The following is a 25,162-nucleotide window of genomic DNA, read 5'->3' as shown; positions in this document are numbered from 1 at the left end:
GCACCCGGCGGCGACCATCTCCTCGTCGGGGAGCGAGTCGATCGTCACGCCGGGCGTGCCCGGGGCGCCCGTCGCTCCGGCCGGCCCGGTCGCGCCCGCCGGGCCCGGGTCACCGGGCCGCCCCGCGCCGAGCGTCGTCGTCTGCGGGACCACACCCTTCTTTAGCCGGTCGGCGGTGATCGAGCCCTTCTTGATGTCCTTCGCTGTCAAGGACCCGTCTTTGACCTGCTTGCCGGTGATGAGCACCGCGGCGGTCGCGGACGAGGTCATGGCGAAGACGAGCGCCACCAGGGCGACGAGCATCGAGGGCGAAGGACGGCGCATATGAAGCGGGACATTAGGTCCGCTTCCCCTGAGTGGTCCTGAGCGTTAGTCCAGGTTCACGGCGGGGCCGTTCGCCCCGGCGACCACGGCGCGGTACGTACCCGGCGTCGTCGCCACCCAGCGGTAGGCGCCGCGCTTGACCTTCGTTGCGCCGACGTCGATCCAGCGGCCGTCGCGGCGGGCCTGGATCGTCACCGCGCGCGAGCCCGCGATCACGGTCCCGCGCAGCACGCCGATCGGCCGCACGAAGGCGGAGAAGCCGGGCGGCGCGGTGGTGCCGCCGGACTCGTCGCCCTCGGTCGGCTCCGTCGCCTCGCCGCTGATCGACGCGAACGACGCCCACGTGTCGAAGAGGCCGAGCCGGGCGCGCAGCGTCGCGCCGTCGGTCCTCGACACGCCGCGCGAGCCGACCACCTCGGCCGACACGATCCGCGGCGACACGCCGCGCTTGGTCACGCGGATGCCCTTGAAGGACCCCTTCACGAGCCCGCCGAGCTTCTTGGAGGCGCTCGCCATCGTCAGCTTCGTCGTCCAGCGGTGGCGCGGGGAGACGTTGTCGAACTCGTCCTCGACGGACACGAGCCACGGCCGCGGCTCCCGCCCCAACGACGTGTTCTCGACGGACTCGGTACGCCCGCCCGAGGTCGAGAAGAAGTAGGTGACGACCGGCTGGCCCTGGTAGGTGACGATCTGCCCGCGCGTGTCGGCGACGGCCGCGTTGGTCGACGGCTGCTCGATCGAGACGCCCTTGTAGACCTGCGAGCGCGTGTCCGCGTAGTGGTCGAAGTCTGCGCTCTTGGCGGTCGTGATCGCGTAGGTGCGCGCGGCGATGGCCTGCGCGCGCAACGCCTCCGCGGGCCACGACGCCGGCGACTCCGCGGGCACGACGCCCTGCAGGTAGTCGTCGAGGCCGACGACGTTGGTCACCGTCAGCCCGCTGAAGTTGCCCGGCTTGAACTCCATCACGCCGCGGTAGGAGCCGTGCCCGCCGAGCGTCGTCACGTCACCCTCGCCCGCGACCTGGAGCGGCGCCTTGAAGGTCGCCAGGCGCTTGCCGCCGGAGAGCACGTCGACCTCCGTCAACGCGCGACGACGGACCACGTAGGTCTTCGTCGGGTCCAGCTTGCGCGAGCCCGCCTGGCGCACGCCGGAGATCCGCGCCGAGCTGGTCTGCGGGACGAGCTGGATCCGGACCTTCTTGGCCGGGTCGGTCGTGCCGAGCTCCGTGCCCGTGTAGTAGTGGCCGAGGATCTGCGCCGCGCTCCAGCCGTTCTGGGCGTAGCCGAGCGCGCCGTACTGGCTCATCCCGACGCCGTGGCCGAAGCCGGCGCCCTTGATCGTGAATGTCGTCTTGGAGGACTGGGCAGAAGCAGGTGCGGCGAGCACCAGCACCGCCGTCAGCGTGGCGAGCAGGGTTCGGGTCATAGGATCGGACGTGGCCATCTAAGTTAGCCCGACACGTCGCCGGGAAAGGAGTTGCGCCAGAGTGAGCTCACGCAAGGCATCGGACCTGTTCGTGGAGTGCCTGGAGGCGGAGGGCGTCAAGTACGTCTTCGGCATCCCCGGCGAGGAGACGCTGGATCTGAACGAGTCCTTGCACGACTCCTCGGTCACCTTTGTTCCTGTTCGACACGAGCAGGGCGGGGCCTACATGGCGGACATGTACGGACGCCTCACCGGGCGCGCGGGCGTCTGCCTGGGGACGCTCGGGCCGGGCGCGACGAACCTCATCACCGCCGTCGCCGACGCGTTCCTGGACCGCTCGCCGCTGGTCGCGCTGACCGGGCAGGCGGACCTGCAGCGCATGCACAAGGAGTCCCACCAGCACATCGACATCGTCTCGATGTTCAAGCCGGTGACGAAGTGGAACACGCGGCTCAACGGGGCGGGCGTGATCCCGGAGGTCGTCCGCAAGGCGTTCAAGGTGGCGCAGGAGCCCAAGCCGGGCCCGACGCACATCGAGCTGCCCGAGGACGTCATGGACGACGAGACGGACGCACGGCCGCTGCCGACGAGCAAGCGTGAGCGGCGGCTGGAGCCGAGCGCGGGCGACACGCTCGCGGCCGCCGAGCTCATCCGCAACGCGGCCAACCCGATCGTGCTGGCCGGCAACGGCGTGTCCCGCGTCGGCGCCGCGCCCGCGCTGCGTGAGTTCGCCCGCGCCACCGGGATCGGCGTGGCGGAGACGTTCATGGGCAAGGGCGCGCTGGACTTCGAGGACCCGAACGCGCGCGGGACGGTCGGCCTGCAGTCGCGCGACTACGCGCTCGCGGGCTTCGAGGACGCCGACGTGGTGATCACCGTCGGCTACGACCTCGTCGAGCACGCACCCAGCAACTGGAACCCGAAGCGCAACAAGACGATCATCTGCATCGACAGCGTCCCGCCCGAGGTCGACGAGCACTTCGTCACCGAGATCGACCTCGTCGGCGACCTCTACCACATCCTCAGCCGCCTGACGGACGAGCTCCGGCACGAGGCGCGCACGATCAGCGCCTCCCGCCTGGACGACATCGTGCTCGGGCGCTTCGAGGCGGCCAAGGACGACGACGCGTTCCCGATGCAGCCGCCGCGGGCGCTGTGGGAGATCCGCAAGGCGCTCGGCCGCCACGACATGCTCATCTCCGACGTCGGCCTGCACAAGCTGTGGATCGCGCGGATGTTCCCGGCGCACGAGCCCAACACGGTGCTGATCGCGAACGGCCTCGCGGGGATGGGGATCGCGCTGCCGACGGCGATCGCGGCCAAGCTCGTGCACCCGGGCCGCAACGTGGTGACCGTCAACGGCGACGGCGGCTTCCTCATGAACGTGCAGGAGCTCGAGACCGCCGTGCGCTTGAAGACCCCGATCGTGAACGTCATTTGGGAGAACTCCCAGTTCGGCTCGATCGTTTGGAAGCAGGACAAGAAGTTCGGCCGCCACTTCGGGACAGACTTCACGAACCCAGACTTCGTCAAGCTGGCGGACGCCTTCGGCATGCCGGCCTGGCGCTGCGAGTCGGTCGAGGACTTCGGTCGGCACCTGCGGCACGCGCTGTCGCTGGAGCTCCCGAGCCTGATCGTCGTGCCCATCGACTACTCGCTTGACGTGTCCATCTCGGAGGAGCTCGGAACGGAGACGGTGGCAGCATGAGGACCCTGAAGACCGTTGGACGAGGGCCCACACGCGTGGCCCAGGGGCCCACGAACCAGGTGAAGACATGAGTGCGACGACGGAAAAGACGGCGGTCGACGCCGTCCCCACGCAGCTGTTCATCGGCGGCGAGTGGCGGGACGCGACGGGCGGGGAGACGCTGGACGTCGAGGATCCGTCGACGGGCGAGGCGATCGCGTCGGTCGCCGACGCCACGCCGGACGACGCCCGCGCGGCGCTCGACGCGGCCTGCGCCGTGCAGGACGAGTGGGCCACGCACCCGCCGCGTGAGCGTGGCGAGATCCTGCGCCGGGCGTTCGAGGCGATGACCGCCAACGCGGACGACCTCGCCCTCGTGATGACGCTCGAGATGGGCAAGCCGCTGGCCGAGTCCAAGGCCGAGATCACCTACGCCGCGGAGTTCCTGCGCTGGTTCTCCGAGGAGGCGGTCCGGATCGAGGGCCGTTTCGGGACCGCGCCGAACGGCGTCGGGCGGCTGATCACGATGAAGCAGCCGGTCGGGCCGTGTTACGCGATCACGCCGTGGAACTTCCCGGCCGCGATGGGCACGCGCAAGATCGGCCCGGCGATCGCCGCCGGCTGCACGATGATCATCAAGCCCGCGCAGCAGACGCCGTTGAGCATGCTGGCGCTGGCCAAGATCTTCCAGGAGGCCGGGCTGCCCGACGGCGTCCTGAACGTGCTGACGGGCTCGTCCTCGGGGGAGATCTCCGAGCCGCTCATCAACGACCCGCGCCTGCGCAAGCTGACCTTCACGGGCTCCACGCCGGTGGGCCAGAAGCTCGTCGAGCAGTCGGCCAAGGGCCTGCTGCGCACGTCGATGGAGCTGGGCGGCAACGCGCCGTTCCTTGTCTTCGAGGACGCGGACCTCGACGCCGCCGTCGAGGGCGCCGTGATCGCCAAGATGCGCAACATCGGCGAGGCCTGCACGGCCGCGAACCGCTTCCACGTCGCGGAGTCGGTGGCCGCGGAGTTTGCCGAGAAGCTCGCCGCCAAGCTCGGCGAGATGAAGGTCGGGCGCGGCACCGAGGAGGACGTCAAGGTCGGCCCGCTGATCGACGCCAAGCAGCGCGACAAGGTCGCCGAGCTCGTGGCCGACGCGACCGACCGCGGCGCTCGCCCGCTGGTCGGCGGCGGTCCGCGCGACGGCGCCGGCTACTTCTTCGACCCGACGGTCCTCTCGGACGTCTCGCCGGACTCGCGTCTGCTCAAGGAAGAGATCTTCGGCCCGGTCGCGCCCGTAATCGGCTTCGACAGCGAAGACGCGGCCATCGCGGCCGCCAACGACACGGAGTACGGCCTCGTGGCCTACGTCTACACCCAGGACATCAAGCGCGCCTTCCGCGTGTGCGAGCGGCTCCAGACCGGCATGGTCGGGCTCAACCAGGGCATGGTCTCCAACGCGAGTGCGCCGTTCGGCGGCGTCAAGGCGAGCGGCTTCGGCCGCGAAGGCGGCCCCGAGGGCATCAACGAGTACCTCGAGGTCAAGTACGTAGCGATGGCGATGTGAACGAGCCTCTGGCGCAGTTCCAGCATTGGTATGAGCACGCGGCGGCCGCGGGGGTGGCTGAACCCGAGGCCATGGCGCTCGCGACGGCGACCCCCGAAGGTGTGCCGTCGGTGCGCTTCGTCCTGCTCAAGGGCATCGACGAGCGCGGCGTCGAGTTCTTCACGAACTACGAGTCGCGCAAGGCCCGGGAGCTCGTGGCGAACCCGCACGCGGCGCTCGCCGTGCTCTGGAAGCCCCTCCAGCGCCAGATCCGGCTCGAGGGCCCGGTCGAGAAGCTGAGCGACGAGGAGTCCGACGCCTACTTCGCCTCGCGCTCACGCGGGTCCCAGCTGGGCGCCTGGGCGTCCCAGCAGTCGCAGGCGATCCCGGACCGTGAGTGGCTCGAGGCGCGCTTGGCGTCCTTCGAGGCCGAGTACCCGGCCACCGTTCCCCGCCCGCCGCACTGGGGCGGGTTCCTGCTCAGGCCGGAGGCGATCGAGTTCTGGGAGGGCCGCCCGAACCGCCTGCACGACCGCGAGGCGTTCACGCGGGGTGCGGACGGCGCCTGGCACGCCCGCCGACTGTCGCCGTGAGCAGGCCGCTCAGGATGAAGGCGCAGCCCAGGAGCTGAAGCACCGACGGCTCCTGGGACAGGAGCACGGCGCCGAGCGCGACGGAGCCGATCGGCTGGATCGTGAGGATCATCGAGGTCATCGCCGCCGGGAGGCGCGGCAGGGACAGCGTGATCAGCAACCAGCCGAGGAACTGGGAGGTCAGGGCGAGCAGGATCAGCCAGCCCGCGCTCGGCCAGGACGGGGCGAGGTCGTCGGCGCCGATCGCGAGGCCCAGCGCCAGCGACGCGACGGTCGCCACGATCGACATGTCGAACAGCGCGCCGCCCGGGCGGCGGAGGTCCATCGAGCCCTGGCGCTGGACGAGCAGGAACGCGGCGTAGGCGATGCCGGTCGCGATGCCGAGCAGGGCGCCGCGCGCGGGGTTCGCGCCGTACGCGCCCTCCTCCAGCGCGCCGCTGACGAGGACGACGCCGAGGCAGACGGGCGGGAGCGCGAGCAGGATCGACTTGGGCACCTTCTCGCCGAGCACCGCCAAGGCGACGAACGGGACGATCACGACCTGGAGGTTGCCGAGCACGGTCGCGAGGCCCGCCCCGACGTCCTCGATCGCGTAGTGCCAGACGACGATGTCGACGGCGAAGAGCAGGCCCGCGGCGGCCGCGAGCCGGCGTTCACGGCGGCTGCGCGGGCCGTACTTGCGGTGCTCGAACCAGGCGATGACGCCGAGCGGCGGGAGCGCGTAGGCGCAGCGCCAGAGCGCGGCCGAGACCGGCGAGACGTCGGCGAGGTCGACGAGGATCGCGCTGAAGGCGATGACGATCGCGCCCAGCACGCCCGCCAGGACGGGCTGGTCGACTACCCGACGATGCACGCCGTGCCGCGGCGCTCGAAGCCGAGGCGCGCGTAGACCCGCGCGGCGTCCTCGCCGGCCGAGAGGAAGACGACGGGGCCGGCGGTACCGCTCGCGGCCGAGTCGGCCCGGCGCGCGGCGGCGACGAGCGCGGTGGCGTCGGCCACCAACTGCGCGGTCACGGCGCCGGCCAGCCCGCGGCGGCGCGCTTCCGGCACGGTCGCGACGCCGACGATCTCGGTCACGTCGCCGACGGGCTGATGCTGGCCGGCGGCGAGCACGCCTTCGGCCGACTCCGCGATCGCCATCCGGGTCAGGCCCGCGCGCAGGCGCTCGCGCAGGAAGTCGGCGCGGCCGTCGGTGCCTTCGCCGGTGCCGCCGAAGCCGCGGTCCTGCGCGACGACGGCGGCGGGGAGCGCCCGGTCGTCGGCGTCGATCGTCCGCACCGTCACGCCGTCCGGCACCGCAGCCGGGACGGCGCCGGAGAGCACCATCAGCGGCGCCTCCATCACCTCGAGCCCCGCCGCGCGCGCGGCGGGCAGGAGTGACGGCGTGGTCTCGTCGACCCACTCGAACGCCTCGGGCACGCCCAGTTCCCGTTGCCGCGCCCGCACGGTCTCGATCTCCACGGGCGTGAACTCGTGCACGACGCCCAGCCGCGGCCGCGCGTAGTACGGCCAAGCGCCGGTGCCGACGAACAGCGTGAACGGCCCGATCTCCTCGACCCGTGCCGCGGAGCGCGGCACGGCGTCGTAGTACGTCTCGATCGCGTTCATTGGACGAAGCACGCCGTGCCCGTCCGTCGGAAGCCGAGGCGCTCGTACACGCGGGCGACGTCGTCGCTCGCCGCGCTCAGGAACACGGTCTCGATGCCGCTGCTCAGCGCGTGCTCGACCAGCATCGCCGTCACCGCGCCGCCCAGGCCCTGGCGGCGCACGGCGGGCAGCGTGGCGACCGCGACGATCTCGGCCACGTCGCCGACGGGCCGGAGCGTGCCGACGGCGACCGGGCCGTACTCGCCGGTGGCGATCGCCGTGACGCTCGTGCCACGGCGGATGCGGGTGCGTGTGTACTCGAGCCGCGCGGCGTCCACCTCGTACACGTCCCGCTCGGTGATCGCCTGGGGGCCGGGCGCGGTGCCGGGCGCGCCGAACGCGACGTGCTCGACGCCGAGCGCGGCGGCCAGCGCCTCGTCGTCGGCGTCCAGCAGCCGCAGCTCCAGCCCGCCCGGCGGGTCGACCGGCCGCCACTGCGCGCGGTCGAGCACCAGCAGCGGCGCCTCGATCACGTCGGCGTCGATCGCGTCGCGCAGCGTCGGCGCGGTCTCGTGCACCCACTCGAACATCTGCGGCAGGCCCAGCTCGAGCTGACGGGCGCGCACGGCGGCGACGTCGTCGAGCGTGAAGTCCTGGACCCCGTCACCCACTCGCGGTCGCGCGTAGTACGGCCACGGCGCGCGGGACACGAACAGCGTGAACGGGCCGACCTCCTCGACGCGGGCCGCGCTGCGCGGCGCCGCGTCGAGGAACGCGTCGATCGCTGCGAGCCGCTCAGTCAGCGGACGAGCCCGCCGCGATCTTGCGCAGGTCGAGCGCCTTGTCGAGCGTCTCGTCGTCCACGCCGTGCTTGCGGGCCACTTCGCGCAGGGTGCCGCCGTTCTCCGCGGCGTCCTTGACGATGTCGGCGGCCTTGTCGTAGCCGATGAACGGGTTCAGCGCCGTCGCGACGGCGAGCGTGTTCTCGGCCGAGCGCTCCAGACCGGGCAGGTTCGGCTCGATCCCGTCCACGCACTTCTCCGCGAAGATCTTCGCCGTCGTCGAGAGCAGGTGGATCGACTGCAGCAGGTTGCGGGCGATCAGCGGGATGCGGACGTTGAGCTCGAACTGGCCCTGGAGGCCGCCGACCGTGATCGCGGTGTCGTTGCCGATCACCTGCGCGCTGACCTGGAGCACGACCTCCGGGATCACCGGGTTGACCTTGCCCGGCATGATCGAGGAGCCCTTCTGCAGCTCGGGCAGGAAGAGCTCGCCGATGCCGACGCGCGGGCCGGAGCCCATCAGCGCGAGGTCGCCGGCGATCTTGGTCAGCGAGACCGCGATCACCTTGAGCGCCCCGGACAGCTCGACGAGCGCGTCGCGGTTGCCCTGCGCCTCGAACGGGTCCTCGGGCGCGGAGATCGTCAGGCCGGTCTCGGCCGACAGCTTCTCGCGCACCTTGGCGGCGAAGTCCTTGTGCGTGTTCAGGCCCGTGCCCGTGGCGGTGCCGCCGAGCGGGATCTGCGCGACCTGCGGCAGCGCGTTCTCCACGCGCCGACGACCGAGCCGGATCTGCGCCGCGTAGCCACTGAACTCCTGCCCCAGCGTCACCGGGACCGCGTCCATCAGGTGCGTGCGGCCCGACTTCACCAGGTCCTTGAACGCCTCGGCCTTGGCGGCGAACGACGCCTCGAGCTGCGTCAACGCCGGCAGCAGCGTGTTCGTGACCTCGTCCAGCGCGGCGAGGTGCACGGCGGACGGGAAGACGTCGTTGGAGCTCTGCCCCATGTTCACGTGGTCGTTGCGGTGCGCCCCCGAGAGCGACGCGATGACCTCGTTGGCGTTCATGTTCGACGACGTGCCCGAGCCGGTCTGGAAGACGTCGATCGGGAACTGGGCGTCGTGCTTGCCGGCGGCGATCTCGTCGCCCGCGGCGGCGATCTTCTCGGCGAGCGCGGCGTCCAGCAGGCCGAGCTCCGCGTTCACGCGCGCGGCGTTGCCCTTGATGCGCCCGAGCCAGCGGACGACCGGCAGCGGAACGCGTTCTCCTGAAACGGGGAAGTTCGCGACGGCCTTGGTGGTCTCGCCGCCCCACAGCTCCGTCGGGGTGTCCTGCACGCTCATGGGCTCCTCCGCGTCATCCGTCGATTGCGAACCCGTACGCTAGCGCTGCTTTGTCCACCCAACAGTCGCCACTGGGCTGCCACGGCCGGGTCACCTCGACCGGAGGGATCGCCCCAGGTCGCACGGGCGAGGTCATGGTCGCCATCCGCGGCGGCGTCGAGGCGTTTCTCGCGCGCGACGCGGACAACGGGACGATCGCTCCGTACACGGAGATCGCCGTCGTCGACTACGTGCCGCCCCGGCTCGTGGTCGTCACCCCTCTAAATCAGGAGTCGTGAAGTGTCACCCACGCTGATCGCGATCATCGTCGCAGTGGTCGCCGTGCCACTCCTCTTGGCGCTGATGTTCAAGGTGCTCTGGAAGGTCCCCGCGGCCGACGAGGCGCTGATCGTCACCGGCTTCGGCGTCAAGGGCCGGGCGGTCGGCGACCGGATCTTCAAGATCATCACGGGTGGAGGCGCGTTCGTCGTGCCCGTGATGCAGAAGGCGCAGTACCTCGGGATGCAGGCCGACAAGGCGCTGCTCGAGGTCGAAGGGGTGGACTCGCAGAAGATCCCGGTCGGCGTGCGCGGCGTCGCGATCTTCAAGGTCGGCGACGACGAGGCCTCGATCACCAACGCGGGCGTGCGCTTCCTGGAGGCGCAGTCGGGTCAGATGCACGACCTCGTCCGCGAGGTCTTCCACGGCCACCTCCGCTCGATCATCGGCTCGATGTCCGTCGAGGACCTGATCGCCAACCGCAACGAGCTCGCGCAGTCCACGCGGGACGCGTCGGCGGACGAGATGCAGAAGCTCGGCCTGGTCATCGACTCCCTGCAGATCCAGGAGATCATCGACCCGACGGGCTACATCCGGGCGCTCGGCGAGCCGCGCGCGGCCGAGGTGCAGATGCGGGCACGGATCGCGGCGGCCGCGGCCGACCGTGAGGCGACCGAGCGCGAGCAGGAGGCCGAGGCGCTGAAGGCCGCCGCCCGGCGCGACTCCGAGATCAAGCGCGCCGCCTACCAGGCGGAGATCGACGCCCAGTCCGCGCAGTCCGCCCAGGCCGGCCCGCTGGCCGACGCCGAGGCGCGCAAGCAGGTCGTCGTGCAGGAGACCGCGGTCGCCGAGCTCGAGGCCGAGCGCGAGGAGAAGCGCCTGAACACGCAGATCCGCAAGCCGGCCGACGCCGCCGCCTACGAGAAGCAGGTCCAGGCGGAGGCCGAGCGCGTGGCCCGCATCTCGATCGCGGAGGCGCAGGCCCGCGAGGTCGAGCTCGCGGCCGCCGCCAAGGCGAAGCAGATCGAGCAGATCGGCGCCTCCGAGGCGCGGATCACGACCCAGCGCGGCATCGCCGAGGGCGAGGCGACCAAGGCCAAGGGTGAGGCCGAGGGCGCGTCGATCCGGGCCAAGGGCCTGGCCGAGGCCGAGGCGATCGCCAAGCGCGCCGAGGCGCTCGAGAAGGAAGCGGACGCTGTCATCGGCCAGCAGCTCGCCGAGCAGCTGCCGGAGATCGTCCGCGCCGCCGCCGAGTCCTTCAAGCACATCGACAACCTCACCGTGCTCAACGGCGCGCAGGGCATGAGCGAGATCATCGCCCAGGTCATCGGGCAGGCCGGGCCGGCGCTGGACATGGCGCAGACCGCGCTGCAGCGCGGCCGCAGCGGGGCGAAGGCCGCCGCCGAGGCCGCGAAGGAGGAGTCGAAGCCCGCCGCCTAAGGCGCGGCGGCGAGATCCACGTTGCGCTCCGGCGTGACCTGATGCGGGTCCAGCTCCTCGTGGCAGTGCGCGCACACGAGGAGCGGGTCCGCCTCATGCCCACAGGAGTTGTGCCGGAGCACGACGGGCGGCTCCTCCGACAGGTGCCGGTCGCCCCAGCGCATCAGCGTGACGATCGCGGGGTAGAGGTCGCGTCCGGCCGCCGTGAGCTTGTACTCGTAGCGGGGCGGGTCTTCGCGGTAGAGGACGCGCTCGAGGATCCCGTTGGCGACGAGCGTCTGCAGGCGCGTCGACAGGATGTTGCGGGCGATTCCGAGGTTGCGCTGCATGTCGCTGAAGCGACGGATCCCGTAGAACGACTCGCGCAGGATCAGGAACGTCCAGCGTTCTCCGAGGATGTCCATGGCGCGGCCGATCGAGCAGCTGATAGGGCGATCCAGCTCGTACATCGTGGAGGAAACGGTAGCGGTCTGTCGTCCTGACGCGGGTCTGCAGGGACTTCCGCAAACTGCTGGGTCGATGCGGAAGCCGTCCGGAGTCACCCGTAGGGTGTCGGTCATGTCGCTCCTGGTCGCGCCGCATGCCATGACGTCTTCCCGTGGGCTGGTCGCGAACCATCTGCGTGCCGGGCTGTCCACGGGCGCGTTGGCCGACCTGCGCGAGGACTGGGCGGCGCTCGTCGAGGCGGCGCGAGACTTCTCGGGGGCCGCGGTGGAGCTGGCGGCGCTCAGCGGGCACGAGCTGCCGGGCCTGGCCGCGTTCCTGGATGAAGACCCGTGGCTGCCGTTCCGCTTCGTCAGCGTGCACGCGCCGACCAAGCACGTCGAGACGGGTGATCGCGCGCTGGCGCGGACCCTGGCCGAGCTTCCCCCGGTCGTGGACGCGATCGTCCTGCACCCGGACACGCTGCGCGAGCCGGAGGCGTTCCGCGCGCTCGGTCGCCGCGCGGTGATCGAGAACATGGACGCGCGCAAGGAGGCCGGCACGACGGTCGCCGAGCTGGAGGCGCTGTTCGAGCTGCTGCCGGAAGCCGGCTTCTGCCTGGATGTCGCGCACGTCTGGTCGCTGGACCCGTCGATGGCGCTGGGTCATGAGCTGCTGGACGCGTTCCGGCTCCGGCTCACCCACGTGCACGTGAGCTCGCTGACGCCCGCGTGCGAGCACGTCCCGCTGCTCGGTCAGCACGAGGCGTTGTTCGCCGAGGTGCTCGAGCGCTGCGTCGACGTGCCGTGGATTCTCGAGGCGGCGTGAGTTGCTGCTGGACCTCGCCGCCGGCGAGGCCCTCGCGGAGCTTCAGCGCCGCACCGGCGCGCAATTCCCGAACCTGACGGCCGCGCGCGAGCGCACCGCCGCGGCGCTGGAGGAGCGCAGCCAGGCCGTGGCGGGGGTCCGCGTCCCGGCGACGAGCTCGCTGTGCCTGATGGGGTCGTGGGGTCGTCACGAGCTGGTGGACGGCAGCGACGACGACTGGCTCCTGCTCGTCGAGGACGACACGGTCGACGTGGCCGTGCTGGCGGAGATCGCGAACGCGCTGACGGCCCAGCCGGGCGCGGAGGGCGTGTTCGGCAAGGCGGCGAGCGCGCGGCACCTGATCGATCGGATCGGGCTGGACCGCGACGACAACAAGAACCTCACGCGCCGGATCCTGCTGCTGCTCGAGTCCCAGCCGCTCAACGGCGCCGCGTTCTATGACCGCGTGCGGACCGAGCTGATCGGCGGGTACGTCAACGAGTGGGTCGGAGACCGCACCGTCCCGCGGTTCTTCCTCAACGACGTGGTCCGCTACTGGCGCACGATCTGCGTGGACTTCGCGGGCAAAGAGCGCGAGCGCGGCGGCAGCGGCTGGGGCCTGCGCAACGCGAAGCTGCGCAACTCGCGCAAGATCCTGTTCGCCTCCGGGCTGCTGCCGCTCCTGCTGTGTGAGCGGTTCGGGCGCGCGGACATGGCCACCTTCCTGGCCGAGCAGTTCAGCGTGCCGGCGACGAGTCGCGTGGCCTACGCGTTCCTGGTCGCCGACAAGGCGGACGCCGGCGCGCGTGCCCTCGGCGCCTACGACCAGTTCCTCGGCATCCTCGGCGACGAAGCCTGCCGCTCCCACCTGGCCGGGCTGCGCCGTGAGGACGCGAAGCGCTCCCCGACGTTCATGGACGCGCGCCGCTCTGGCGAGACGTTGCAGGACGCGCTGCTCGCGCTGCTGTTCGAGACGCCGCAGTTCACCCAGGTCGCGCGGGCGTACTCCGTCTTCTAAGGCCCACAGAAGGCCGTGATCTCGCGGGCGAGGCCGACCGGGTCGTCGTAGGCGAGCAGGAACCCGGTGCGTGCGAGCACGTGCAGGTGCGCCCCCGGGATGCGCTTGACGGCGTCCTCGGCGATCGCGAGCGGGTGGACGGGGTCGTGGTCGGCCCAGAGCAGCAGCACCGGGCAGTCGAGGCCGTCCAGCACGTCGGGGTCCCCAGCGCGCGGCCAGCGGCGCGCGGCCTTGGCCCAGGCGCGCACGCGGTCGCCGCCCAGCTCCATCTGCGCGTGGCGGTGCAGGTCGCGGACGCCGGGCGCGCCCGTGGCGGTCAGGCGGTCGGCGCGACTCGGGCGCAGGGCGAGCGCGGCGGCGCGGGCGAGCACGCGGTCGGCACCGGGCACGACCGCGGCCTTCACGGCGACCCGGCCGACGCGTTCGATCCCGCTGCGATCCGGGCGCGTGTGCAGCGGCGCGGGCAGGAGCACGAGCTTCGCGGGCGTGAGGCGGCCTTCGCGGATCGCCCGGAGCGCGAGCTGCGCGCCGATCCCGTGACCGGCGACCGCGGGCCGGGGGCCGCACGTCTCCGCGAGGAACCCGGCGAGCACGTCGGTCAGCCACTGCGGCGAGTACGGGTGGCGCGGGTGATCCTCGGAATCCCCGTGGAGCGGCAGGTCCGGCAGCACGACCCGGTGCCGATGCGCGAGCGCGTCGACGACCGGCTCGAACTCGCGGTGCGTGAGTCCCTGGCTGTGCAGGAGCGCGAGCGGCGGACCGGTTCCGGCCTCGCGATACGCGATCCGGGCGCCGTCGGAATGGTGGTACAGCCGCAACTTCACCGCGGCGACAGTTAACCTCGCCCGGCGTGGGAGTCGCCAGCACCCTCGGTCAGCCCGTCCGTCGTCGCGAGGACGCGCGGCTGCTCGCCGGTCGCGGCCGCTTCCTGGACGACATCGAGTTGCCGGACGCCCTGCACATGGCGTTCGTGCGCTCCCCGCACCCCCATGCGCGATTCGAACTTAAACGTCCAGGACGTTTAACTTTCACCGCGGCGTCGGTGGCGGGGCGGGTGGCGCCGCCGCAGATCGTGCCCCCGCCCGGGTTGACGGTCGAGCCGATTCCGCATCCGGTGCTGGCCGACGGGATCGTGCGGTACGTCGGGCAGCCGCTCGCGGCGGTGGTCGCGGAGAGCCGGGCGCTCGCCGAGGACCTCGCCGAGCGGGTGGAGGTGGAGTACGAGCCGCTGCCGGCGGTGGACGACCCGCGTGCCGGGGAGACCATGGTGCGCTGGGAGAAGTCCGAGGGCGACGTGGCGGGCGCGTTCGCGCGGGCCGCGCACGTCGTGCGCAGCGAGCGCGTGATCCCGCGGCTCGTGGCCGCGCCGATGGAGACACGCGGCGCGCTGGCGGCGATGGAGGGCGGGCGGCTCACGGTTTGGACGTCCTCCCAGAGCGCCCACCGTCCCCGCGCGCAGCTCGCGCAGAGCCTGCGGATGAGCGAGGACGAGCTGCGCGTGATCGTGCCCGACGTGGGCGGCGGGTTCGGCTCGAAGGGGACGCTGCCGGTCGAGACGCCGCTCGTCGCCTTCGCCGCGCGCGAGCTGGGACGGCCGGTGCGCTGGATCGAGGACCGGCGCGAGAACTTCCTCGCCGCGCCGCAGGGCCGCGGGATCAGTGGCGTGGTCGAGCTCGCCTTCGACGCCGAGGGGCGGATCCTCGCGCTGCGCGGTCGCGTGCTGGCGGACCTCGGCGCCTATCTGCTGCCGAGCACGCCGATCCCGCCGCACACGACCGCGATGCTCCTCGCCGGCTGTTACGACATCCCGGCGGTGGAGGTGTTCGTCACCGGCGCGCGGACGCACAAGGTGCCGACCGGGCCGTACCGCGGCGCCGGCCGGCCGGAGGCGGCGTACCTGATCGAGACGGCGATGGACACGGCCGCGCGGCAGCTCGGGGTCGATCCGATCGAGCTGCGGCGGCGCAACTTCGTACGCGCCTTCCCGCACCGGACCGCGCTCGGCTGGACGTACGACTCCGGCGACTTCGAGGCGTGCCTGGACCGTGCGCTGGAGCTCGTCGGCGAGCCCGAGGGCCACATCGGCGTGGCGATGTGCGTGGAGCGCTCCGCGGGGCTGTTCGAGCACGCGTCGGTCACGCGTGACGGGGAGGTCCGGGTCGGCTCGGTGCCCGCCGGCCAGGGCCACGAGACCGTGTTCGCCCAGATCGCGGCCGACAAGCTCGGCCTGGACGTCGACCAGATCACGGTGATCACCGGCGACACGGACGAGGTCGCCGACGGCGTGGGTTCGTTCGCGAGCCGCTCGACGGCGATGGGCGGCTCGGCCGTGGCCGCGGCGGCCGATGACCTCCTCGCCGGCGGGCCGGGCGTCGCGCGCTTCGAATCCGAGCAGGTCTTCACGTCCGGCGCCTACGTCGCGGTGGTCGAGGTCGACCCGGCGACGGGCGCGGTGCGGGTCGTCAAGCTCGTGGCCGTCGACGACGCCGGCCGCATCATCAACCCGCTGCTGGCCGAGGGGCAGGTGGTCGGCGGTGCGGTGCAGGGCCTCGGCGCGTCGCTGCTGGAGGCCGTCGACGGCGCACCCGCGACGCTGCACGACTACTCGCTGCCGACCGCCGGGGAGATCCCCGCGTTCGCGACCGCGTTCCTGGAGTCGCCGTCGCCGCACAACCCGCTCGGCGCGAAGGGCATCGGCGAGAGCGGCACGATCGGCGCGCCGGCCGCGATCGCCAACGCCGTCGCGGCGGCCGTGGGCATGCGGCTCGATCCGCCGTTCACGGCCGAGAAGGTCTGGCGGGCGCTGCGATGACGTGGGAGGAGCTGATCGCCGAGCCGCGCCGCCGCGACGAGCACGGCGTGCTGGTCGTGCTCGAGGAGGTCGACCACGACACCCGCACGGCCGTCTTCCGCCGGGCGGGCGAGAGCTTCACCGTGCGGGCGGACAAGGTCACGTCGCCCAGCGACTTCAAACCCGCGCCCGAATTCGCGTTGGAGGTCAAGGTGCTCACCGGCGAGATCGTCGACGAGGACGCCGAGCGATCGCCGGCCGGCTCGGGACGCGCGCGGGTGGTCGCGGCCGGCGTGGCGGCGGCGGGCCTCGCCCTGCTGGCCGCGAGGAGGCGCCGGTGAAGCCCGCGCCGTTCGAGTACGTCGTCGCGGGTTCGTGGGACGAAGCCGTGGCCGCGCTGGACGGCGACAGCCGCGTGCTCGCCGGCGGGCAGAGCCTCGTGCCGCTGATGAACCAGCGGCTGGTCCGGCCACGCCGGCTTGTGGACATCAGCGGCATCCCCGGGCTGATCGAACGCCGCCGCGGCGCGCTGCGGATCGGCGCCACCGTCCGCCAGGCCGCGCTCGAGCGCTCGACGCTGATCGCCGGCGGCTGGCCGCTGCTGCGCCAGGCGGTCCGCCACGTCGGGCACCCGGCGACCCGCGCCCGGGGCACCATCGGCGGCTCGGTCGTGCACGCCGACCCGCGCGCGGAGCTGATCTGCGCGCTCATCGCCCTGGACGCCCGCTTCACGCTCTCCAGCGGCCGCGCGGTCCACGGCCCCCTGCAGCTCGGCCCCGGTGAGCTGCTGACGGCGATCGAGGTCCCGCGGCTGCAGCCCTTCGCGAAGAGCGCGTTCGTGGCGTACGCCCGCACGAGCGGCTCGTTCGCCGACGCCGCGGTCGCCGTGGTGCTCGAGCCCGACCGCGCGGCGGACGCCGTCCTCGGCGCGGGGCGTGCCGGCGAGGCCGAGGCCGCGGTCCGCGCCGGCGCGAGCGCGACCGACGCCGCGGCGCTCGCGGCCGACCTGGTCGACGGCGACCACCATCGTGCGCTCGTCGCCGAGCTCACCCGCCGCGCGCTCGTCGAGGCAGGCCACGCGTGAGCGGCTGGGGCGACACACCGCCGGACCTCGACCGCCCGGGCTTCGGCACGCCGCCGGCGTCCGCGGACGCGCCGCGCACCACCACGCGGATCTCCGTTCGCGTCAACGGCACCCAGCGCCACGCCGAAGTCGAGCCGCGCACGCTCCTCTCGGACTTCCTGCGCCACGACCTCGGGCTCACCGGCACGAAGGTCGGCTGCGAGACCGGCTCCTGCGGCGCGTGCACCGTCCAGCTCGACGGCGAGCCGGCCCGCGCCTGCCTGACGTTCGCGATCCAGGTCCACGAAGCTGACATCACGACGATCGAAGGGCTCCCGCACGGCCCGCTCCACGCCGCGTTCCACGAGCACCACGCGCTGCAGTGCGGGTTCTGCACCGCGGGCATGCTGATGACGCTCGACGCCTTCCTGAAGACGAACCCGGAGCCGACCGAGGACGAGGTCAAGCACGCGCTGTCGGGCAACCTGTGCCGCTGCACGGGCTACGCGCCCATCGTCAAGGCCGTCCTCGAGCGATGAAGCTGCGCTCGAAGTACGACCGCGAGATCCTCCTGCTCGCGCTCCCCGCGCTGGGCGCGCTGGCGTCCGAGCCGCTGTACGTGCTCGTGGACACGGCGATCGTCGGCCACCTCGGCACGACGCAGCTGGCGTCCCTCGCGATCGCCGCGACGGTGCTCAGCACCGCGTTCACGATCTTCAACTTCCTGACCTACGGCACGACTGCGCAGGTCGCCCGCCTCGCGGGTGCGGGCCGCGCCCACGACGCCGCCGCGCTCGGATCGCAGGCGCTGTGGCTCGCGCTCGGCATCGGGCTGGTCCTGCTCGCGCTGCTGGAGGTCTTCGCCCCGGCGATCGTGAGCCTCATGGGCGGCGAGGGCGAGGTCAAAGAGGGCGCCGTCCTCTACCTGCGGATCAGCGCGATCGGCGCGCCGCTGTTCATGCTCGCCTCGGCGGCACAGGGCTTCCTCCGCGGCACGGGCGATCTGAAGACCCCGCTGTTGATCCTGCTCGCCGCGCACAGCGTCAACGTCGTGCTCGAGCTGCTGTTCGTGTACGGCTTCGACTGGGGCCTGAAGGGCTCGGCGTGGGGCACGGTGATCGCCCAGGTCGGCATGGCGGGGGCGTTCTTCGCGGTCCAGTACCGCGCCGGGCTCGAGCGCCCGCACCCCGACAAGATGCGCCCGCTGATGAAGATCGGCAGCGAGATCGCCGTCCGCACGACCGCGCTCACCGGCTCCTTCCTGGTCGGCAGCGCGGTGCTCGCCCGGATCGGCGCCGCCTCGCTCGGCGCGCACCAGATCGCGTTCCAGCTGTGGGTGTTCCTGGCGCTCGTGCTCGACGCGATCGCGATCGCCGGCCAGGTGATGGTCGGACGGATGCTCGGGGCGAGCGACGCGACCGGGGCGCGGGCCGCGGCCACCCGCATGATCGGCTGGTCGGTGGTCATCGGCGCGCTTTTCGGCCTCATCCTGGTCGCGCTCGGCGACTTCGTGCCCGACCTGTTCACCAACGACCCCGAGGTGATCGCCCAGGCCCGCGAGATCTGGTGGATCTTCGCGCTCACGATGCCGTTCAACGGCGCGGTGTTCGCGCTCGACGGCATCCTCATCGGCGCCGGCGACACGCGCTTCTTGATGTGGGGAATGCTCGCCGCCGCGGCCGTCTACCTGCCGATCGTGGTGCTCACCTACCGCAACGATTGGGGCATCGAAGGCATCTGGTGGGGCCTCGCCGCGCTCATCGCCGTTCGGCTAGTTACGTGCGGCGGAAGGTTCCTCGGCTCACATTGGGCGTTGACAGGAGCGCGCGCTTGACTACCCTGTCGACGCCCATGACGCGACGGATCGCCCTCATCACCACATTGCTCGTCCTCGCCGTCGCCGCTCCGGCGTCGGCCCAGTCGGGCGCGTTCGGCCCACTGCCGCAGGCTGAGCCCACCGCGACGCCGGCCCCGACGACGACCGTCGACACCGGCGAGACCGGCAGCCGCACGCTCTGGATCATCCTTGGCGCCCTCGTCGTCGGCTTCGGCGTCATGGGCGTGCTGATCACGCGCGACGCGCGCAGCAAGGCGCCCGAGATCGCGACCGCCGGCCCGGTGGTCCCCGAGGGCACCGGCGCCCGCAAGCCGCACACCCAGGCGGCCAAGAAGAAGATGCGGCAGAAGACCCGCGCGCAGAAGCAGGCGCGCAAAGCCCACCGGCGCTGACGCATCGCCCAGGGGGCGATGCTTAGGCGAGTTCGGCGAAGCGTGAGCGGGGCGCGGGGCCGCCCGCGAACTCGCGCTAGGCGAGCCGCTTCTCCACCGCTTCGATCACGGTGTTCAGCACCGCCACCCGCGCGTAGCGCTTGGACTCGGCGGGAACGAGCGACCACGGCGCGACGTCCGTCGACGTGCGCCGGACCATCTCCTCGATCGCGGTCTCGTACTCCGCGCGCTTGCCGCGGTTGCGCCAGTCCTCGTCGGTCAGCTTCCAGGACTTCAGCGGGTCCTTCTCACGCGCCTTGAAGCGCTTGAGCTGCTCGTCGGCCGAGACGTGCAGCCAGAACTTGAGGAGGATCATCCCGTCCTCGCAGAGCGCCCGCTCGTAGTCGTTGATCTCGCCGTAGGCCCGCTCCCACTCGGCCTGCGTGGCGAAGCCCTCGACGCGCTCGACGAGCACGCGCCCGTACCAGGAGCGGTCGAGCACCGCCATCCCGCCCCAGCCCGGCAGCGCCGAGCCGAAGCGCAGCAGGTACTGGTGGCGCTTCTCGTCCGGCGTAGGCGCCGCGTACTGGACGACGCGCACGTGCCGCGGGTCCAGCCCGTCGACGAGCCGCTTGATCGCGCCGCCCTTGCCGGACGCGTCCCAGCCCTCGAAGAGCACGCACAGCGGCGGCCCGAGCTCCTTCGCGGTCTGCCCGCCGAGCTGCAGCCGCAGCTCGAGCATCCGCAGCTGCGCGGCCTTGAGCTGCTCCGCCTCCTCCTCACGCGAGAGCTTCAGCGTGAGGTCCAACGCGTCGAGTGCGCCGCTCATCCGGGCCGGATCACCCGCCCCGCGTCCACGGCCAGCTCGGCCGGAAGCTCGTCGAACGGCCGCTCGAAGCCCTCGAAGCGTCCGGTCCCGCGGTAATCGGCAAAGCGCACGACCTCGTCATCACGCAGGAAGATCAGCAGATCGCCGCCGTCGACGGTGTCGATCCCGGTCCACTCGCGGCCGAGCTCCCGCGAGATCGCTTCACGCGGCGTGCCCGGCTGGACGAGCAGCACGCGGTCGTACGGGAACGAGGCCACGGTGCGCAGCTCCAGGCGCCCGCCTTCCTCGGCCGCCTGGCTCACGGCCAGCGTGAAGTCCTCGGCCAGCAGGTTGTCCGCCTGGAAGTTGTCCTCGTCGCGCGTGAAGAACACGATCCCGAGCAGCAACAGCAGGAAGAAGGCCAGCCCGGCAGACACCAGCGCGAGTCCCCGTTTCATCGTCACGGATTCGAACCTACCGCGCGGCCTAGACTTCGACACCAGTGCCGCCCCATCGCCCCCTGCCCGAGAACGTCTCCTTCCCGGAGCTCGAGGAGAAGGTCCTCGAGCGCTGGCGTGAGCTGGACGTCTACAACGAGTCCCTCAAGCGCCGCGAGGGCGCGCCGCCCTACGTGTTCTACGAGGGCCCGCCGACCGCCAATGGCAAGCCCGGCTCGCACCACGTCCTCGCCCGCGTCTTCAAGGACGTCTTCCCGCGCTACAAGACGATGCGCGGGTTCTACTCCTACCGCAAGGGCGGCTGGGACTGCCACGGCCTCCCAGTCGAGATCGCCGTGCAGAAGCAACTCGGCATCGACGACAAGAAGGAGATCGAGGAGTACGGCATCGCGGAGTTCAACGCGAAGTGCCGCGAGTCGGTCTTCGAGTACCTCGAGGACTGGACCAAGCTCACCGAGCGGATCGGCTACTGGGTCGACCTGGATGACCCGTACCGCACGCTGGACACCGACTACGTCGAGTCGGTCTGGTGGGCGCTGGGCGAGCTGTGGAAGAAGGACCTGCTGTACGAGGGCTTCAAGGTCGTCCCGTACTGCCCGAAGGACGGCACGGCGCTGTCCTCCCACGAGGTCAGCCAGGGCTACAAGGACGTCGAGGACCCGAGCGTCTTCGTCCGCTACCCGATCAACAAGCCGCACGGCGTGCTGCGCGAGGGCGACGAGCTGCTCGTCTGGACCACCACTCCGTGGACGCTCGTCTCCAACGCCGCGGTCGCCGTCGACCCCGAGCTGACCTACGTGCGCACGAGCAACGGCGAGGTGCTGGCCGAGGCGCTGGTCGCCCGCGTCGTCGGCGAGGGCGCGCAGGTCGTGGACCGCTTCAAGGGCGCGGACATGGTCGGCGCCGGCTACGAGCCGCCGTTCCCGTACATCCCGGCCTCCGAGTACGGCGAGAAGGGCCACACCGTCCTGCCCGCCGACTTCGTCTCCGCCGACGACGGCACCGGCATCGTCCACACCGCGATCGCCTTCGGTGAGGACGACTTCCGCCTCGGCGCCGAGCAGGGCCTGGCCGTGATCAACCCGGTCCAGTCCAACGGCACCTACGACGAGCGGATCGGGGAGTACGCGGGCCGCTTCGTCAAGGACGCCGACGAGGACCTGATCAAGGACCTCGAGGCGCGCGGTCGCCTGTACCGCGCCGAGAAGCTCTTCCACGCCTACCCGCACTGCTGGCGCTGCGGCACGCCGCTGCTCTACTACGCCAAGCCGTCCTGGTACATCCGCACGTCGCAGATCAAGGACCGCCTGCTCGCCGCCAACGAGAGCGTCGACTGGCATCCGGAGCACATCAAGCACGGCCGCATGGGTCGCTGGCTCGAGAACAACGTGGACTGGGCGCTGTCCCGCGAGCGCTACTGGGGCACGCCGCTGCCGATCTGGCGCAACGAGGCGGGCGAGACCGTCTGCGTCGGCTCGTTCGCGGAGCTCAAGGAGCTCTCAGGCGTCGAGCTGGACGACCCGCACCGCCCGTTCGTGGACGACGTGACGATCCCGTCGCCGACCGGTGGCGAGCCGCTCCGCCGCGTTCCCGAGGTCATCGACGTCTGGTTCGACAGCGGCAGCATGCCGTTCGCGCAGTGGCACGCGCCGTTCGAGAACCAGGACAAGTTCGAGCAGCAGTTCCCCGCCGACTACATCTGCGAGGGCATCGACCAGACGCGCGGCTGGTTCTACTCGCTGCTCGCGATCAGCACGCTCCTGTTCGACCAGTCCAGCTACAAGACGTGCCTGAGCCTCGGCCACATCGCCGACCCGACGGGCAAGAAGATGTCCAAGTCGCTCGGCAACATCGTCGTGCCCTGGGACGTCATCGACCGCCACGGCGCGGACGCCTTCCGCTGGTACTTCCTGGCCACCAAGCTGCCGTGGGACGGCTACAACTTCGACACCGACACCGTCGGTGAGTCGCTGCGTCAGTTCCTGCTGCAGCTGTGGAACACGTACGGCTTCTACGTCCTGTACGCGAACGTCAACGACGTGGCGCCGGAGGACGTGGCGCCGGCGAACGACCTGGACCGCTGGGTGCTTTCGCGCCTGAGCGCCACCGTCGAGACCGTCACCGACCGCCTGGAGCACTACGACGCCACGCGCGCCGGCCAGACGATCCAGGCCTTCGTCGACGACCTCTCGAACTGGTACGTGCGCCGCTCGCGTCGCCGCTTCTGGGACGGCGACCCGGCTGCGTTCGCCACGCTGCGCACCGCGCTGGTCACGGTCACGAAGCTGCTCGCGCCGTTCGTCCCGTTCATCGCGGACGAGATCTACGGCAACCTCGACGGCACCGAGCCGAGCGTGCACCTGTGCGACTGGCCCGAGCCCGGGGAGCGCGACGAGGCGCTGGAGTTCGCGATGGCGACCGTGCGCGAGACCGTCCGCCTCGGCCTCGCCGCGCGCGGCCAGGCCAAGCTGAAGGTCCGCCAGCCGCTGCGCGCCGCCGTGGTCGTCGCGTCCGGCGCCGAACGGGACGCGATCGAGCAGCTCGCCGACGTCGCCCGCGAGGAGCTCAACGTCAAGGAGCTGCGGTACGTCTCGCAGGCCGACGAGCTCGGCTCCTACGAGGTCAAGCCCAACTACCGTGCGCTCGGCCCGCGCTTCGGCAAGCAGATGCCGCAGGTCGCGGCCGCCGTGGCCGCGCTCGATCCGGGGCACGTCGCCGACGCGCTGCGCGGCGGCGCAACCGTCGCCATCAGCATCGACGGGCACGACCACGAGCTCGGCGCGGACGACCTGATGCTCGCCATGAGCCCGCTCGAGGGCTACCAGCTCGAACGCGAGGGCTCGCACGCCGTCGCGCTCGAGCTCGAGCTCGACGACGAGCTGCGCCGCGAGGGCCTGGCGCGGGAGATCGTGCACGCGATCCAGAACGCGCGCAAGTCCGCGGGCCTGCAGGTCGAGGATCGGATCACGCTCGGCCTCGGCGGCGACGAGGAGCTGCTGGCCGCCGCACGCGAGCACGAGGCCTACGTCAAGCGCGAGACGCTCGCGGTCGAGGCGGAGTACAACGGCGCCGGCGGCGTCGAACCCGTGACCATCGAGGGACGGTCACTTCATATAGCCGTCCAGAGGGCGAATCTTTAGGTTCAGTGTTGGCGCGTGTCCGCTAGTACTCAGCGCATGCGGACCGCGCTTCTCACTTTCCTCGCACTGCTTGTCGTCTCCGCGCCGGCTCAGGCCGCGTCGGTCAAGGTCACCTGGCCCTCCGATCGTGAGGTGAAGCCAGGCGATGAAGTCGCCGTCACGGTGAAGGCGCAACGCAAGGTGCAGGTCTCGGTGGTCCGGACGAACGCCGCCGGGAAGCCGATCGCCCGCGTCGCCAAGCGCAGCCTAAAGGCGGGCACGTTGAAGGCGAAGCTCGCCGCCGCCGGCACCTACGCGGTCCGCGTGGACGACGGGGCGCGCGTCCGCAGCCGGGCGGTCAAGGCGGTCGCGCCGCCCGAGCCGCCGGCTCCGGTCACGCCGCCCGCCGCGAAGGCGCCGTCGCCGTGGGATTGCGCCCCGGCGACCGTCAAGACCGTCGACGTGCAGTTCGCGATCACGACGATCCGTCCCGGCGAGATCAAGCCGTACTCCATCGTGAACACGAGCGACGGCTGCTGGGCCGTCGGCCTCGGCTACGGGCTCGAGGCCCAGCAGCCCGATGGAACGTGGCAGCCCGTCCCGTGGCAGCAGCCGGTCCCGAGCATCGCCTTCCTGTTCTCGAAGGGCGCCGTGTTCACGAAGGTCCTGTCCGTGGCCGCGGACGCGGCGCCCGGGAAGTACCGGTTGTTCGAAGAGGGTGCCGCGACGTGGCCCGAGTTCGAAGTGGTGGCCTGAGATGCGGCCCGCGCTCCTCACGCTCGCCGCGCTGCTGCTCTTCGCCGCGCCGGCCAACGCGGCGGCGACCAAGATCACCTGGCCCGCCCAGCGCGAGTACAAGCCGGGTGAGCAGATCGCGATCACCGTGGCGGCCAAACGCAAGGTGGCGGTCTCGGTGGTGCGCACGAACGCGGCCGGCAAGCCGATTGCGACCGTGGCCCGGCGCAGTCTGAAGCGAGGAACGCTGTCGGCGACGCTCGGACGGGTCGGCACCTACGCGCTGCGAGTGAAGGACGGGAAGCGTCTGCGATCGCGCACCGTCACGGTCGCCGCTCCCGCTCCCACACCGACGGTCGCGCCCGTGTCGACGGCGACGCCGCCGCCCTCGGTGCCGGCATCCGACCCGTGCGCCGGGGGTGATGCCGGAAGTGCCGACATCGTCATCACGCCGACGGTCGTCAAGGCTGGTGGCGCGGTCACGGCCGAGATCACGAGCCGCGGCCCGGGCTGCTTCGGCGTACCCGCCATCCTGCGGCCGCGCTGGACGACGCTTGACGGTGACGCGATCCTCTCCGACTGCGCGGGAACCGTGTTGCCGCCCGGGAGCGCGCAGCCGACTTGCGTCGATCTGCCGGCCGTGACGCTGCTCGAACCGGGGAGGCGTGAGATCGTCGGCGTGGGGCTGAACGGACTCGAGCCCGGCGTGTATCGCGTCACCGTGCTCGGTGTTGCCACGACCGTCACGGTCGAGCCCTAGCGC

General features: G+C 71.7%; 26 protein-coding genes. 16 read left to right on the top strand and 10 right to left on the bottom strand.

The window, feature by feature from the left end; all coding sequences use genetic code 11:
• Nucleotides 1-324: collagen-like triple helix repeat-containing protein (locus OJ997_RS02875; protein WP_270023491.1), on the bottom strand; the 324-nt coding region annotated here is incomplete at its 3' end.
• Nucleotides 325-369: 45 nt separating this feature from the next.
• Nucleotides 370-1,749: a SpoIID/LytB domain-containing protein gene (locus OJ997_RS02870; protein WP_270023490.1), complete on the bottom strand. Its 1,380-nt coding sequence runs from the start codon at nucleotides 1,747-1,749 to the stop codon at nucleotides 370-372.
• A gap of 61 nt (nucleotides 1,750-1,810) precedes the next feature.
• Here OJ997_RS02870 and OJ997_RS02865 point away from each other — a divergent pair, with 61 nt between their 5' ends.
• From OJ997_RS02865 to pdxH, 3 genes are all read left to right on the top strand, one after another.
• Entirely contained in the window at nucleotides 1,811-3,457 is a 1,647-nt protein-coding gene (locus OJ997_RS02865) for an acetolactate synthase large subunit (protein WP_270023489.1), read from the top strand.
• A 67-nt stretch (nucleotides 3,458-3,524) separates the two neighbouring features.
• A complete protein-coding gene (locus tag OJ997_RS02860) occupies nucleotides 3,525-4,988 on the top strand; it encodes an NAD-dependent succinate-semialdehyde dehydrogenase (RefSeq protein ID WP_270023488.1) in 1,464 nt (487 codons plus the stop codon).
• Nucleotides 4,985-5,560: a pyridoxamine 5'-phosphate oxidase gene (pdxH, locus tag OJ997_RS02855; RefSeq protein WP_270023487.1), complete on the top strand. Its 576-nt coding sequence runs from the start codon at nucleotides 4,985-4,987 to the stop codon at nucleotides 5,558-5,560. The genes OJ997_RS02860 and pdxH overlap by 4 nt, the downstream gene beginning before the upstream one ends.
• Here the strand turns inward: pdxH and OJ997_RS02850 are convergent.
• The 4 genes from OJ997_RS02850 to OJ997_RS02835 form a co-directional block, all read right to left on the bottom strand.
• Nucleotides 5,511-6,413, bottom strand: a complete 903-nt coding sequence (locus OJ997_RS02850) for a DMT family transporter (protein ID WP_270023486.1) — start codon at nucleotides 6,411-6,413, stop codon at nucleotides 5,511-5,513. The genes pdxH and OJ997_RS02850 overlap by 50 nt on opposite strands.
• Nucleotides 6,398-7,168: a GNAT family N-acetyltransferase gene (locus OJ997_RS02845; protein ID WP_270023485.1), complete on the bottom strand. Its 771-nt coding sequence runs from the start codon at nucleotides 7,166-7,168 to the stop codon at nucleotides 6,398-6,400. Before OJ997_RS02845 ends, OJ997_RS02850 begins: the two co-directional genes overlap by 16 nt.
• Nucleotides 7,165-7,818 (bottom strand): GNAT family N-acetyltransferase, encoded by a 654-nt coding sequence (locus OJ997_RS02840; RefSeq protein WP_270023484.1) that lies wholly within the window; start codon nucleotides 7,816-7,818, stop codon nucleotides 7,165-7,167. Before OJ997_RS02840 ends, OJ997_RS02845 begins: the two co-directional genes overlap by 4 nt.
• 124 nt (nucleotides 7,819-7,942) lie before the next feature.
• Nucleotides 7,943-9,271: a class II fumarate hydratase gene (locus OJ997_RS02835; RefSeq protein ID WP_270023483.1), complete on the bottom strand. Its 1,329-nt coding sequence runs from the start codon at nucleotides 9,269-9,271 to the stop codon at nucleotides 7,943-7,945.
• A gap of 50 nt (nucleotides 9,272-9,321) precedes the next feature.
• On the opposite strand from OJ997_RS02835, the gene OJ997_RS02830 reads away from it, so the two are divergent.
• Together OJ997_RS02830 and OJ997_RS02825 are read left to right on the top strand one after the other, a co-directional pair.
• Complete coding sequence (locus OJ997_RS02830; protein ID WP_270023482.1) at nucleotides 9,322-9,549, top strand: NfeD C-terminal domain-containing protein; 228 nt, start codon at nucleotides 9,322-9,324, stop codon at nucleotides 9,547-9,549.
• Between the two features lies 1 nt (nucleotide 9,550).
• On the top strand, nucleotides 9,551-10,969 hold the full coding sequence (locus OJ997_RS02825; protein WP_270023481.1) for a flotillin family protein: 1,419 nt from the start codon (nucleotides 9,551-9,553) through the stop codon (nucleotides 10,967-10,969).
• Here OJ997_RS02825 and OJ997_RS02820 read toward each other — a convergent pair.
• Nucleotides 10,966-11,418 (bottom strand): winged helix-turn-helix transcriptional regulator, encoded by a 453-nt coding sequence (locus tag OJ997_RS02820; protein WP_270023480.1) that lies wholly within the window; start codon nucleotides 11,416-11,418, stop codon nucleotides 10,966-10,968. The two genes, OJ997_RS02825 and OJ997_RS02820, sit on opposite strands and share 4 nt — an antisense overlap.
• A gap of 109 nt (nucleotides 11,419-11,527) precedes the next feature.
• Here OJ997_RS02820 and OJ997_RS02815 point away from each other — a divergent pair, with 109 nt between their 5' ends.
• Together OJ997_RS02815 and OJ997_RS02810 are read left to right on the top strand one after the other, a co-directional pair.
• Nucleotides 11,528-12,220, top strand: coding sequence for an IolE/MocC family protein (locus OJ997_RS02815; protein ID WP_270023479.1), 693 nt, complete (start codon nucleotides 11,528-11,530; stop codon nucleotides 12,218-12,220).
• A 1-nt stretch (nucleotide 12,221) separates the two neighbouring features.
• Nucleotides 12,222-13,217: a DUF294 nucleotidyltransferase-like domain-containing protein gene (locus OJ997_RS02810; protein WP_270023478.1), complete on the top strand. Its 996-nt coding sequence runs from the start codon at nucleotides 12,222-12,224 to the stop codon at nucleotides 13,215-13,217.
• On the opposite strand, the gene OJ997_RS02805 is transcribed toward OJ997_RS02810, so the two are convergent.
• Nucleotides 13,214-14,041 carry an alpha/beta fold hydrolase gene (locus tag OJ997_RS02805; protein WP_270023477.1) on the bottom strand — a complete coding sequence of 276 codons (828 nt, stop codon included), beginning with the start codon at nucleotides 14,039-14,041 and terminating at the stop codon, nucleotides 13,214-13,216. The two genes, OJ997_RS02810 and OJ997_RS02805, sit on opposite strands and share 4 nt — an antisense overlap.
• A gap of 26 nt (nucleotides 14,042-14,067) precedes the next feature.
• Here OJ997_RS02805 and OJ997_RS02800 point away from each other — a divergent pair, with 26 nt between their 5' ends.
• The 6 genes from OJ997_RS02800 to OJ997_RS02775 all read left to right on the top strand — a co-directional run bounded on the left by OJ997_RS02800 (nucleotide 14,068) and on the right by OJ997_RS02775 (nucleotide 19,300).
• Complete coding sequence (locus tag OJ997_RS02800; RefSeq protein WP_270023476.1) at nucleotides 14,068-16,029, top strand: xanthine dehydrogenase family protein molybdopterin-binding subunit; 1,962 nt, start codon at nucleotides 14,068-14,070, stop codon at nucleotides 16,027-16,029.
• On the top strand, nucleotides 16,026-16,349 hold the full coding sequence (locus tag OJ997_RS02795) for a hypothetical protein (protein WP_270023475.1): 324 nt from the start codon (nucleotides 16,026-16,028) through the stop codon (nucleotides 16,347-16,349). Before OJ997_RS02800 ends, OJ997_RS02795 begins: the two co-directional genes overlap by 4 nt.
• Complete coding sequence (locus OJ997_RS02790; RefSeq protein ID WP_270023474.1) at nucleotides 16,346-17,092, top strand: FAD binding domain-containing protein; 747 nt, start codon at nucleotides 16,346-16,348, stop codon at nucleotides 17,090-17,092. The genes OJ997_RS02795 and OJ997_RS02790 overlap by 4 nt, the downstream gene beginning before the upstream one ends.
• Before the next feature lie 89 nt (nucleotides 17,093-17,181).
• Nucleotides 17,182-17,610, top strand: coding sequence for a (2Fe-2S)-binding protein (locus tag OJ997_RS37315; RefSeq protein ID WP_372517862.1), 429 nt, complete (start codon nucleotides 17,182-17,184; stop codon nucleotides 17,608-17,610).
• Nucleotides 17,607-18,905 (top strand): MATE family efflux transporter, encoded by a 1,299-nt coding sequence (locus tag OJ997_RS02780; protein ID WP_270023472.1) that lies wholly within the window; start codon nucleotides 17,607-17,609, stop codon nucleotides 18,903-18,905. Before OJ997_RS37315 ends, OJ997_RS02780 begins: the two co-directional genes overlap by 4 nt.
• A gap of 17 nt (nucleotides 18,906-18,922) precedes the next feature.
• The gene (locus OJ997_RS02775; RefSeq protein WP_270023471.1) at nucleotides 18,923-19,300 is read left to right on the top strand and encodes a hypothetical protein; all 378 of its coding nucleotides are present in this window, start codon (nucleotides 18,923-18,925) and stop codon (nucleotides 19,298-19,300) included.
• A 76-nt stretch (nucleotides 19,301-19,376) separates the two neighbouring features.
• Here OJ997_RS02775 and OJ997_RS02770 read toward each other — a convergent pair whose 3' ends face one another.
• Together OJ997_RS02770 and OJ997_RS02765 are read right to left on the bottom strand one after the other, a co-directional pair.
• Nucleotides 19,377-20,108: a polyphosphate kinase 2 family protein gene (locus OJ997_RS02770; protein ID WP_270023470.1), complete on the bottom strand. Its 732-nt coding sequence runs from the start codon at nucleotides 20,106-20,108 to the stop codon at nucleotides 19,377-19,379.
• Nucleotides 20,105-20,545 (bottom strand): hypothetical protein, encoded by a 441-nt coding sequence (locus OJ997_RS02765; protein ID WP_270023469.1) that lies wholly within the window; start codon nucleotides 20,543-20,545, stop codon nucleotides 20,105-20,107. Before OJ997_RS02765 ends, OJ997_RS02770 begins: the two co-directional genes overlap by 4 nt.
• 44 nt (nucleotides 20,546-20,589) lie before the next feature.
• Here OJ997_RS02765 and ileS point away from each other — a divergent pair, with 44 nt between their 5' ends.
• Genes ileS through OJ997_RS02750 form a run of 3 tightly spaced genes read left to right on the top strand, consistent with a single transcriptional unit; the run spans nucleotide 20,590 to nucleotide 25,159 of the window.
• A complete protein-coding gene (gene ileS / locus OJ997_RS02760; protein ID WP_270023468.1) occupies nucleotides 20,590-23,685 on the top strand; it encodes an isoleucine--tRNA ligase in 3,096 nt (1,031 codons plus the stop codon).
• Between the two features lie 36 nt (nucleotides 23,686-23,721).
• Complete coding sequence (locus OJ997_RS02755; RefSeq protein WP_270023467.1) at nucleotides 23,722-24,420, top strand: hypothetical protein; 699 nt, start codon at nucleotides 23,722-23,724, stop codon at nucleotides 24,418-24,420.
• A 1-nt stretch (nucleotide 24,421) separates the two neighbouring features.
• On the top strand, nucleotides 24,422-25,159 hold the full coding sequence (locus tag OJ997_RS02750; RefSeq protein WP_270023466.1) for a hypothetical protein: 738 nt from the start codon (nucleotides 24,422-24,424) through the stop codon (nucleotides 25,157-25,159).
• Nucleotides 25,160-25,162: the final 3 nt, after the last annotated feature.

The organism is Solirubrobacter phytolaccae, assembly GCF_027587195.1.
GTDB lineage: Bacteria > Actinomycetota > Thermoleophilia > Solirubrobacterales > Solirubrobacteraceae > Solirubrobacter > Solirubrobacter phytolaccae.
Note: the sequence above shows the minus strand (reverse complement) of the source record. Positions and strands in the feature narration are given on the sequence as shown.